Below are 10,444 nucleotides of genomic sequence, written 5' to 3'. Positions count from 1 at the left end.
ACCCGCCGGTTGGCTGCGTGTTAGTGAAAGACAATCAAATCGTTTCTGAAGGTCATACTCAAGCGATTGGTGGCAATCACGCGGAAGTGGAAGCGCTGAATGCGTATCAAGGCTCGTTAGAATCGGTGACGGCATACGTTACGCTGGAACCGTGTTCGTTTGTTGGTCGCACGCCAGCTTGCGCGGTGACATTAGTCAAATCCGGCATAAGCAAAGTCGTCGTAGCCATATTGGACTCCGACCCGCGCAACAGTGGTCGAGGTATCGAGATTCTAAAACAAGCAGGTATAGAGGTAGAAACGGGTTTGTGCGGCGAGGAAGTCAGCGAGTTTCTTACCCCTTACCTAGGCAAAGCCTAAGTCAAGCTTTACGTTGCACTATGGTGCCAGTTTATGTGGTGAATGAAGTGCGTCAAAATTGAGTTAAAACTCATTAAAACAAGCGATACCGCCCATTTGTTGCACTTGGCTACGTGAAGGATCATGCTGTTAGATTAAAATAGAGAAAGTGACTTTTGAAAAATTTAATAGCATGAAACCGACCGACCTTAATCTTATTCCCATTTTCACTGCCATCTATGAAGAGCGTAACTTGTCTCGGGCGGCGGCGCGTTTAAACATCACCCAGCCTGCGGTGAGTAAAGCGCTAGCAAGGCTACGTGATATCTACGATGATCCATTGTTTCATCGTTGCGTTAAAGGTGTCGAGCCTACCTCGTTTGCGATGGATATTTATCCTGCTCTTCTAGCTTCAGTACAAAATTTCACTTCGACATTATCGGCCTCTAGTGAGTTTGACCCTAAAGTGTCGAATAGAGTGTTTTCTATTGCCTGTGTGTCCGTTGCGAGCTTTGAGTTGCTACCTCAAGTCATGAAACAAATCCGTGTGTCGGCGCCAAATGTTGCATTAGAAGTACATCCGCTTTTTACGGAAGATTTTGAAAGTGATCTGCGGTTACAACGATACGATTTGATCATTGATATCACACCAAGAGCAAGAACGGTGCTAAAACTGGAAACTGTACTTACGGAGCGTTTGGTGGTGGTATGTAGCGAAACGCATCCACGCCTGAATGACGAGATTACGGCTGAACAATTTTTTGAAGAAGAACACGTAGTGGTTTCGCAGTGGCAGAGTCGTAAGAGCTTGTTAAACGCCGATGACATTGTCGACTTGGATAAGAGAAAGATTAAGTATCGAGCCTCAGGCGTACTAGAAATGCTCCCAATTATTTGTGGTAGTGAATACATTGGTTTAATGCCAGAGTCGATGATCAACTTGTTCAATAACACCTATCATGTTAAATCTTTATCAATGCCATTTGATGAACAAATGTATGAGCTTTGCACAATCTGGCATCCTAGTCGCACAAACGACAGCGCCCATCAATGGTTGCGTTCACAGATTAAGCAAGCAGGAAAAGTCATCAACCAATAGGAAGTGCAATGAAAAAGACAATACGTGCCATCCTTAACGGAAAAAAAGCTGGGAATCCAGAGTTAAGAGATGCAATCATGAAAATGAGAGAAAAAGGCATCGACGTACAGGTGCGTGTGACGTGGGAATCTCAAGACATGCCGCGGCTAGTGAAAGAAGCGGTTGATGAAGGCATTGAACGTATTGTTGTCGCTGGAGGCGATGGAACCGTCAATGAGGCGGCTTCTGCGGTTATTCAAATTGACGAAGAAAAACGCCCTGAGTTAGCCATTATTCCCCTTGGTACCGCCAATGACTTTGCTACCGCTATTCAAGTACCTAATTCCATTAAGGCGTCTTTATCTCTTGCTGTTGAGGGGCAGTCCGCTTTGGTCGATTGCGTCAAAGCGAACGATCGCTGCTTTATTAACGTGGCAACAGCAGGGTTTGGCGCAGAAGTTACAGCAGAAACGCCTGTTGAACTCAAAAACTTTCTTGGCGGTGGAGCTTACACGCTAACTGGTGTTGTAAAAGCACTTGGCTTTAAACCATATGACGGAACAATAACGATTGAAGGTGGTGCGTATCAGGGAGAAATGTTGCTCGGTGCGTTTTGTAATGGGCGCCTTGCTGGAGGTGGGCAAGAGTTAGCTCCAAAAGCGATGATTAATGATGGGCTGATGGATCTAACATTGGTGCGCCCATTTTTACCTCATGAGCTGCCTAAAGTAATCGACGAGATCAATAACCCGAGTGAGAAAGGAGAGTTTGTGAAGTACACAAGAGCAAGCTGGTTGGAGATAGACTTCCCGAATCCATTACCTCTTAATTTAGATGGAGAACCCTATCATTCGAGAACCATTAGATTTGATGTTCAGCCTAAGAGTATACGATTAGTCGTACCGCAAGATTGTCCTTGCTTGACTAGCTAAACGAGCGTTCTCCATGATTATTGCTTAACACAGCCACTAAAATGTGGCTGTGTTGCTTGTGTTGAGGTATCGTCAACTTCTTAACGTTTTTGAATGGTCTCAACGTCTATCTGCGTAGTTGTCCAATCTGAGTCAACCTCTCCTCGAATCATTACGGTATCTTTTGGTGTCACTTCTTGACCCATCCAATCTTCGTTGTCGATCTCTACTTCGATTTCACCAGTGTTGTCTTTGAACAAGTAAGTCTCGTTACCAAATGATTGAACAATATGCCCGGTTAGCACTACAGCGCTGTCGTCGGTTGCGTTGCGCGCCTCTTTCACCGTATTGATTGCACTGACTTCTGGGCCATTAAATGCGGCGAAAGCCGAGCTTGAAAGTAGGGCAAGCATGGATGTTAACAATACTCTTTTCATTATCCTCTCCTGATATTAGAAGTAATAAGTTGTGCCTACATTAAAGGATGCAGTGTTTGCGTAGCTGTCTAGTTGGTATTTTGCGTTTACACCTATGGTGAGCTGCGGGAAAATTCTGTATTCCGCACCCACTGAGAACATTGCGCCTAGCTCGTTGTTTTTCTCCGCGCTATGGAAAAGCGTGTTGGTCATTTCCACATCGTCGTTCGTGACAAGTTCGTATTCTTGATGTTTAGAAACCTTGGCATCGTATTGCGTGTAAGTTAAACCCGCTTTGAATTTTGTTGTCCATTTATCATTTAATGCATAGTTAAACACAGGAGCCAACGACACTTGCTTGGCTTTGATTGACGCATCCCAATCCATTTCATGATGGTAATCTTTGCCATCGATTGACTTGATACCTAGGTTTTTTGAACGACTATCATCAAGGTCAAACTGGCTGTAACCCAGTTCCAATGCCCAGTTGTCATTAAATGCGTAACCGACAAAGCCTGAGAAAATACCGTCTTCAAGCTCAGGGTTGAGTGTTACGTTGTCAGTTGAAAAGTGAGGTTCCAAATCATGGTCAGTGGTGCCTAGTCCATATTCCAGACCTACATAAGGAGCCGCAGATACCGAAACTGAGCAGGTAACAAGTAACGCAAGAAGTGTTTTGTTCATTTTATTTTGCCTCTTCAAATCAACTTAGTGAGTAGAAGCGCATTTTGTGTGAAGAAGCGTGAAGCGATCGTGAAGAAACGAAAAAATGTTTAGAAAAAAGAGCAAGGGGCGATAACCGAGGGGCGGTTTGAGTGAACAAACACCAAGCTCTTTATATAGAGTAAGTTAAGTTGCTGCGACGTAACACACCGCAAACGGGACATTAAGGCGAGTAAACTCTTTAATCCAACGCCATTGGTTGTCTTGGAGTTTATCGCCCGGCCCTTTTACTTCAATCCATTCGAACTCGTTTCCTTTAAAAGCAATCAGATCCGGCATCCCATTGCGGTAAAGCTTTAGGTCACTCAATTGTATTTTAAATAGCGCCATCAACATGTTAGTTGGGATAGTGTTGAGTGCTGTTTCGAGTAGCTCTTTACTTATTAAGTTCCAATGTACAAATGGATTACTGATGCCAAACTTCTCATCGTATTTTGTCAATAACATCTGGGTGTTGCCCGCTTCTAGTTCGGCAAAAGCGGTGTCTATCAAAGCTTGGCGCTTGGTAACAAAATCCGAGTGATATAAATCTAAAGGACGGTGTTGATAAGCGTTAATGAATGCCCCTTCAATAGGAGCAAAAATCGCATCCCAAAAAGTGAGACCAAGTAATGCATTAAGCAGTGCATTTTCGGCGTAAAATACAGTCCAGCCTAAGGACTCAAAATACGCTTTGCTGGCGAGTTCGACTCTCTGTTGAGATAAATCCAGTTCAAGGCGGTATTCCGTACAGGTTGGCTTCGTCACTCTTGGCACTTTCTCGCCTTGTTTTCGTTTTAACCGTTGCTCAAGTTTTTGTGCAACTTCGAGCTCAGACACATCGATCGGTGAGTTAAGCATATCTGTGACAATGTCACAAAATAAATCATCATGGTTTAATTTGTCATAGATACGTGCGCGTCGTTCTCGGCTCGGTGTGAGTTGAGTTTGGCCAAATAGAGATAGGGCGGTCTCTAGATCATTAAGCCGTTCGTAATCACGTGCTATGTCATTCAACATGTGCTCGCGTTTACGATCTACGTAACGGTGTTTAACGGGCTGAGGCATTGCCTCAATTAATAAGTCGAGATTGGCTTTGTCTTTTCGGTCAAATTGCCAGTACAGGTTGGCCAACTGGCTCAGTTCAATTAAGCGGTCTATTTGCTCACGTGAATCAAAGAAACGGCGCACTTTACTCAATTGATATTGCTCGAACTGATGCAAACCTAAGTCATCAAGCACAAACTGACTTAAGTCTTGATGGGTGTTGGCAAAAAACAGAGTGAGTAACACGTCAACCATATGAGCAGAATTGAGTTTGACGATCGTAAACTCAAGCCGCTCTATACGATCAAATTCCGCATTACTCAAACGTTCGACAAGGGCGTCTTTCTTGAGTGATTTCGGCAGTTCGGGATAAAGCGTGGAGATTTCTGGCTTGGTCAGTAAATTAGCCGCTAACCCTTGATGAGAAAGGGGTGGGGAAAGGGCTACAAACTCATGTTGACTCAATTCTGCCAGTGCTTCATTGATAGAAGGTATTTCTGGATAACTCAGCTTATCACTTCGAAACCAACATCCCTTTCGGCTGTATAAACGTACCAAAAGGCACTGGGCGTGTTTGCTCAAAGAATCAAACGAGCAAAGCCATGCGTGTTCTTCCTTGGTCAGTAAATTGCTGTACCAAGTTACTGCGTGATGAGTCAGCTTAAAGAAGTTCTCTAGATAGTAGTCTGGTGCAAGTTCGATAGGGCTTTCCATAAACGACCGATAACAAAAAAGGCTTAACCCATAGGTTAAGCCTTTTTGCTATCAAATCAATTCGCAATTATGCGTTTTTTAGCTGTGCTACTTTCGCTTCAGACAATGGCTTAGTGATGAACGCAAGTACGATACATACTGCCATCATTGCTGAAGAAATTGTGTAAGCCAAGGTGTAGCCGTCGCCATTTGTCATCGAGAAACCAACAACCGCTGCGCCGATTGCACCACCGATACCCCATGCTGTGTAAAGCACGCCGTAGTTAGTGCCGTAGTTTTTCAGACCGTAGAACTCAGCCGTTAGAGTAGGGAATACCGCTAGAAGTGTACCGTAACCTACCGCTGCGATTGCTGTACCGATGATCAGTGTAAACTCAGAGTCGAACGTCGCGAACAGCACCATGTTTACGCCTTGTAGAACGAACGCGAGTAGAAGCGTACGAACACCGCCGATTTTATCTGCAAGCATACCCGCGGCAACACGACCGCCAGAGTTAAATACAGCAAGAATAGACGCTAGGTAAACCGCGTTTGGCAAGTTTGCTTGAACGCTTGCGATTGTCGTGATGTTACCGATGATCATTAGACCAACAGAAGCTGCAAACGCGTACATGATCCATAGAGAGTAGAACTGTGGCGTTTTCAACATTGCTTTCCAAGTTAAGTCATCTGACTTTTTCACCGCTTTAGGTGCTTGGCCTTCTTTTACTTTAGGCTCCGCAGGTGTGTAGTCTGCTGGTGGGTTGTTGATGGTTGCTGCAAGAGGAACCGCAATCGCTAGGATACCAACACCAAGAACCATAAAGCTAGTTTGAATGCCCATGCTGTCTATTAGCGCAGAAGTTACTGGCGCAAGGTAAATAGCCGCTAGACCAAAACCTGCCGCAATAATGCCGTTAACCATACCTTTCTTCGAAGCGTGGAACCACTTCATCGCAGAAGGTGATAGGCATGCGTAACCAAAACCGATACCTGCACCTGTGATCACACCGAAGGTAATGTTCAGCATGAGTGGAGTGTCAACAAAGCCAGACGCGATCATGCCCAGACCTGTAAGAACAGTACCTAGGATAAGGATCATTCGAGGGCCCATGCGGTCTTGGAGAATACCTGCAATAAGAAGACAGATAGAGAAAGTGATGGTTGCAGTTGCGTAAGGTGCAGAAGCTTCTGCAGCACTCCAGCCTGATTCAGTTACCAGTGCCTTGTTGAATACACTCCAAGCATACAGGATGCCAAGACAAAGGTTGATACAGAACCCTGCTAACAGGATGCGCATAGCTTTATCAATCTTGCTCATTTTTATTCTCAGTTTTTCCTCTTATTGGCAATGCCGCAAAGAAGGTTGGTTTAAAGATGTTTTTTCTCAAAATTAGTTTGCGTTTTTCAACGTTTAACGCAATGAGCGCGGATTATAACCAATAAATATGTGATTGGAATCTCTTTTTACGGTTACTGATAAAATAATTTGCAACATTAAAAGTGGATGTGAATTCATGGTTTTGTATGTAGTAAGAACGTTGTAAAAAAGTGATATTTTTTGTTCGCTAATAACGAATGATGAGTCAAGACAGAGAGGTTTTACGCTGTTGAGTGCACAGTTCACATTTCAAATAAAAAATTTCAAAATGTTTCCATGTTAACCATCTGTAACAAAAATGGCGAATTTATCATCTAACTGTCGTAAGTATCAGATGCAAAGGGTTTCTTAATTTTTAATTGTTAACCTTTTGTAATAATTGAAGCTGATTAGCTTTTATGTTCATTAAGTGAGCAAAAAAGTAACTTGTAATTGCTGATTTTAGGCGCAGAATATAGTGAAAAATGAGTTTTCATTTATGAAGGGATGCTTTTTAGATTTGTTGTGAGGTGACTTATGAAACTGTTCCTATTACTCATGGCTTCGGTATCCGCTGGTATCGCATCAGCAGACCACATCCATTCATTTATGTTGGGCTTATCTATTGCTTCTTTAGCTGTAGGTAGCTGTTATTTCTTCGCATTTCGCAGCTCGCGCTTTCCACAGCTTGCTTTATTCCTACTCATTTGCGGTATGCTTTCTAAGTTGACGATAACCGTAGTCGGTGTGATGTGGGGAATGTCCGCGGAATTAATCACGTCTCCAATCGTATTCGCACTTTCATATTTATTCTTTTCGCTTGCCGTTACCTACTTATGGTTTAGCTACAGAGAGAGCATCACTAAGATTCCTGACCGATTTAAGTCAGCGTAAATCATCACATTAGAATAAAAAAACGCCAGCACATTTGCTGGCGTTTTTAATTAAACGTAATTTTGTTCGGATATTGCTTTTAGTTTGATCGTGGCAATACCGTTAGGCACTCATTGGAACAAGCACAATAGTACCAATAATCACCGTGATAAGGCCTGCTAGAACTGGAACGGATGTGCGTTTTACAACCTCAAACGGGCTGATGTTTGCCATACCTGATGTCGCAACGATTACGCCAGATACTGGTGAGATAGTACGGCCTAGGTTTGATGCTTGAAGCATCGGGATAATTAGGAACGCAGGGTTTAATCCCATTTTAGCAGCTAAAGATGGTGCTAACTCCACGAACGCATAGAAAGGCGCGTTACCCGAACCCGTTGCAATTGCTGCTGCAACTGTCAATGCAGTTAGAATAAGCATTAAAGCAACGCCGCCTGCACCAGCATTATCTGCTAGATGAAGTAGGTTATCGATAGCACCGATAGACATCAGACCTTGTGCAAAAACCCCAGCGGCAACCAAAAGCATCACAACGCCTTTGAACGCGTCAGCCATGCCTGCGTAGCAAGAATCTAAATCTTCTAGTGATTTCTTACCATCGAACTTATTTACAACATAATGGATCAGAGCTCCAAGGAAAATCGAACCAACCACAATAGTGTAGATGTCTAGACTAAGTCCTGGAATGGTACGACCGTTGAATAGGAAAACGCCGATGATAGGTAGAAATGGAAGAGCTGCATAAAACGCTGGTGCGTCAGCTTTGATCTCTGATACATCAATTTTTTCCATTGGTGTATTTTCTTTCTTATCTAAGTATTTGTTCCAGAAGAACGCTGCCGCTGCCATGACGATGATTGCGCAAATAGAAACAGGCAACACAGTTTGTACCGCAAACACATCAAGCTCTAAACCAGACTTTTCTGCTGCGATAACAACATCACCAGAAGTAGGAGAAAGAATGATTGCCGCTGGAGAGGCACACACTGCAACGGCTGCTGGACGAGAAATGCCCATCGCGACCATCATAGGGAATAGTGTCGCCATTAATAGTACGCCAAGGCCTGTTGCAGAACTTACCGCAAGAGACATTAAACACGCCACAATGTAAGCCGCTACCAAAAGGACGTAAGGAGACTTGATGACAGAAAGCGGTTTAGAGAACTGTTTCACTACCACGTTGTTCGCGCCGATATGAGTCATGTATGACGCAAAACCACAAAGCAGCATGATTTGCATACCAAGACCGCCACCGCGGTATTGAAGCATGTATTTCACGTATTCAAGCGCATCTGTCACCATGTTACCAGTTGAGGTGATTTTTGACGGCAGCACGTCGTGCCCCAAAACGCCAGTCATAAGAAGTAAAGCAATACCAGCTGTCAGTAACACGCCCGCAGCTTTATAGCCTTTGACAATAAAGTAACCCACCGCAATGGTAACCACTAAGCCAATTAAGAGCTCTAACATAGGGATCTCCGAATGTTATGTAAAAAAGAAAGAAACTGTTTCAGTTTATGACAAGGAATTTACAGAATTCTTAGCTGTGGCACGAGACAAATATGGGGCTTGCATGATCTGAGACAAATAATAATTTAATAAATAATTTCGTTAGATTGTATTGTTGGAATTTGGTTTTCTAAGTGTTATGTGCTGGTTTGAAGCTATTTATAGGAAGGAAAATATGACTAGGAAAGTGAATGAATAAAGAGTGAATTGATTCACAATAGGAAAAAGACTTTACTCAGTAAGCAATTATTGGAAAACACTCTTCACAACAAAAAAGCTTCGCCGAAGCGAAGCTAAGTAATCGTAAGAATGAGGATAAACTATGCGTATCGACGAACCATAAGGTTCCAACTACGTTGCTGCCGTTCGAACTCTGCTTTAATTTGCTGGTACTTCATTTTCGTTACAGAACATTCGTATTTCTTTACCACACTGGCAGTTTTGGCACCGAGTACTTCTTTGCGCATCTCGTAGTATTCCTGCATGTGATGAACTAGAGTATCAAACTCGTGCTGTAGCTGATCGAGGATCGTTTGCGTGTTCGGTTTCGATTCTAGCTTTTCTCTTGCTTTCTTCAAAAGTTGACTCGCACGGGCCTTTTCAATTCTAAATGTAGGCGTTGTGCGCAACTTAGATGTGAGTCCTAGCCAAGAACATGACTTTATCAACCACTTCGTTGGGTCGTAATGCCACCAATACACGCCATTGCGATAGTCATTCTCGAAAATATGATGGAAATTATGGTAACCCTCTCCAAATGTGAAAAAGGCGAGTACACCATTATCGCGAGCAGTGTTTTTGTCTGTGAAAGTTTGCTTACCCCAAATATGTGCGAGGGAGTTAATGAAAAAAGTCGTATGGTGACTCATAAAGAGTCGAGCCGCACCAACGACCAATAACATCCCCCAGATATCACCGTAGATCAGTCCGAGCATGACTGGGAAACCAATATTAGTCAGTAGGGCAAGTGGAACATAATACTTATGCTGCCACATGACGATTTTGTCGCGCTTTAGGTCACGGCAGTTTGTATATTCGTTTTCCTTTGATTTATTGTAATCACGTAACATCCACCCAATGTGAGAATACCAAAAACCCCGCTTGGCTGAGTACGGATCTTTATCGTTATTGTCGACATGTTTGTGATGCACACGATGATCAGAAGACCAATGTAATGCACTATTTTGCAAAGAAAATGCTCCTCCAATCGCAAAAATGGCGCGCAAAATAGGATGAGCTTCGTACGTTTTGTGGCTCCAGAGACGATGATAGCCTGCTGTAATAGAAAGGTTAGTAAAACTAAATGCAATCACTCCCCAAATTAGATGTTCCCAACCCAGTCCAAAATGATATGCATACCAAGGCATTACAATAAAAGTCAGAACAAAACTGGCAGAAAATATCAATGTATTCAACCAGATAACAGGTGGTTTGTTTTGAGTCACAGGTGTATCCCTAACTTTGAGCTAACAACTGTTCGCCAGAATATCAGCGTA

At 43.2% G+C, this 10,444-nt stretch carries 10 protein-coding genes; 4 read left to right on the top strand and 6 right to left on the bottom strand.

What is annotated here, in order from left to right; all coding sequences use genetic code 11:
• The 3 genes from IQR33_RS30585 to yegS all read left to right on the top strand — a co-directional run.
• Positions 1 to 359: bifunctional diaminohydroxyphosphoribosylaminopyrimidine deaminase/5-amino-6-(5-phosphoribosylamino)uracil reductase RibD (locus IQR33_RS30585; protein ID WP_193844295.1), on the top strand; the 359-nt coding region annotated here is incomplete at its 5' end.
• A gap of 172 nt (positions 360 to 531) precedes the next feature.
• Complete coding sequence (locus IQR33_RS30580; RefSeq protein WP_053349403.1) at positions 532 to 1,437, top strand: LysR family transcriptional regulator; 906 nt, start codon at positions 532 to 534, stop codon at positions 1,435 to 1,437.
• 8 nt (positions 1,438 to 1,445) lie between these two features.
• Positions 1,446 to 2,348, top strand: coding sequence for a lipid kinase YegS (yegS, locus tag IQR33_RS30575; protein ID WP_053303508.1), 903 nt, complete (start codon positions 1,446 to 1,448; stop codon positions 2,346 to 2,348).
• Positions 2,349 to 2,428: 80 nt separating this feature from the next.
• Here yegS and IQR33_RS30570 read toward each other — a convergent pair whose 3' ends face one another.
• From IQR33_RS30570 to IQR33_RS30555, 4 genes are all read right to left on the bottom strand, one after another.
• Complete coding sequence (locus IQR33_RS30570) at positions 2,429 to 2,764, bottom strand: YgiW/YdeI family stress tolerance OB fold protein (RefSeq protein WP_017635355.1); 336 nt, start codon at positions 2,762 to 2,764, stop codon at positions 2,429 to 2,431.
• A 15-nt stretch (positions 2,765 to 2,779) separates the two neighbouring features.
• Entirely contained in the window at positions 2,780 to 3,427 is a 648-nt protein-coding gene (locus tag IQR33_RS30565; protein WP_053303510.1) for an AcfA family outer membrane beta-barrel protein, read from the bottom strand.
• A 165-nt stretch (positions 3,428 to 3,592) separates the two neighbouring features.
• Positions 3,593 to 5,206, bottom strand: coding sequence for a VRR-NUC domain-containing protein (locus tag IQR33_RS30560; RefSeq protein ID WP_193837975.1), 1,614 nt, complete (start codon positions 5,204 to 5,206; stop codon positions 3,593 to 3,595).
• 67 nt (positions 5,207 to 5,273) lie between these two features.
• On the bottom strand, positions 5,274 to 6,506 hold the full coding sequence (locus IQR33_RS30555; RefSeq protein ID WP_017635352.1) for an OFA family MFS transporter: 1,233 nt from the start codon (positions 6,504 to 6,506) through the stop codon (positions 5,274 to 5,276).
• Between the two features lie 576 nt (positions 6,507 to 7,082).
• Between IQR33_RS30555 and IQR33_RS30550 the strand changes: the two genes are divergently transcribed.
• The gene (locus IQR33_RS30550) at positions 7,083 to 7,439 is read left to right on the top strand and encodes a hypothetical protein (protein ID WP_005376535.1); all 357 of its coding nucleotides are present in this window, start codon (positions 7,083 to 7,085) and stop codon (positions 7,437 to 7,439) included.
• Positions 7,440 to 7,541: 102 nt separating this feature from the next.
• Here the strand turns inward: IQR33_RS30550 and dcuC are convergent, their stop codons facing one another.
• Positions 7,542 to 8,909, bottom strand: a complete 1,368-nt coding sequence (gene dcuC, locus IQR33_RS30545; RefSeq protein ID WP_053349164.1) for an anaerobic C4-dicarboxylate transporter DcuC — start codon at positions 8,907 to 8,909, stop codon at positions 7,542 to 7,544.
• Positions 8,910 to 9,268: 359 nt separating this feature from the next.
• Positions 9,269 to 10,393: an acyl-CoA desaturase gene (locus IQR33_RS30540; protein WP_017821552.1), complete on the bottom strand. Its 1,125-nt coding sequence runs from the start codon at positions 10,391 to 10,393 to the stop codon at positions 9,269 to 9,271.
• Positions 10,394 to 10,444 lie beyond the last annotated feature (51 nt).

Source organism: Vibrio sp. OPT46 (assembly GCF_015163535.1).
In the GTDB taxonomy this organism is placed as follows: domain Bacteria; phylum Pseudomonadota; class Gammaproteobacteria; order Enterobacterales; family Vibrionaceae; genus Vibrio; species Vibrio alginolyticus.
Note: the sequence above shows the minus strand (reverse complement) of the source record. Positions and strands in the feature narration are given on the sequence as shown.

Excerpts from the sequence above, each read along its gene's own strand:
- dcuC (WP_053349164.1), bottom strand. The coding sequence starts at position 8,909 with ATGTTAGAGCTCTTAATTGGCTTAGTGGTTACCATTGCGGTGGGTTAC.
- IQR33_RS30560 (WP_193837975.1), bottom strand. The coding sequence starts at position 5,206 with ATGGAAAGCCCTATCGAACTTGCACCAGACTACTATCTAGAGAACTTC.
- IQR33_RS30580 (WP_053349403.1), top strand. The coding sequence starts at position 532 with ATGAAACCGACCGACCTTAATCTTATTCCCATTTTCACTGCCATCTAT.
- IQR33_RS30555 (WP_017635352.1), bottom strand. The coding sequence starts at position 6,506 with ATGAGCAAGATTGATAAAGCTATGCGCATCCTGTTAGCAGGGTTCTGT.
- yegS (WP_053303508.1), top strand. The coding sequence starts at position 1,446 with ATGAAAAAGACAATACGTGCCATCCTTAACGGAAAAAAAGCTGGGAAT.
- IQR33_RS30565 (WP_053303510.1), bottom strand. The coding sequence starts at position 3,427 with ATGAACAAAACACTTCTTGCGTTACTTGTTACCTGCTCAGTTTCGGTA.
- IQR33_RS30570 (WP_017635355.1), bottom strand. The coding sequence starts at position 2,764 with ATGAAAAGAGTATTGTTAACATCCATGCTTGCCCTACTTTCAAGCTCG.
- IQR33_RS30550 (WP_005376535.1), top strand. The coding sequence starts at position 7,083 with ATGAAACTGTTCCTATTACTCATGGCTTCGGTATCCGCTGGTATCGCA.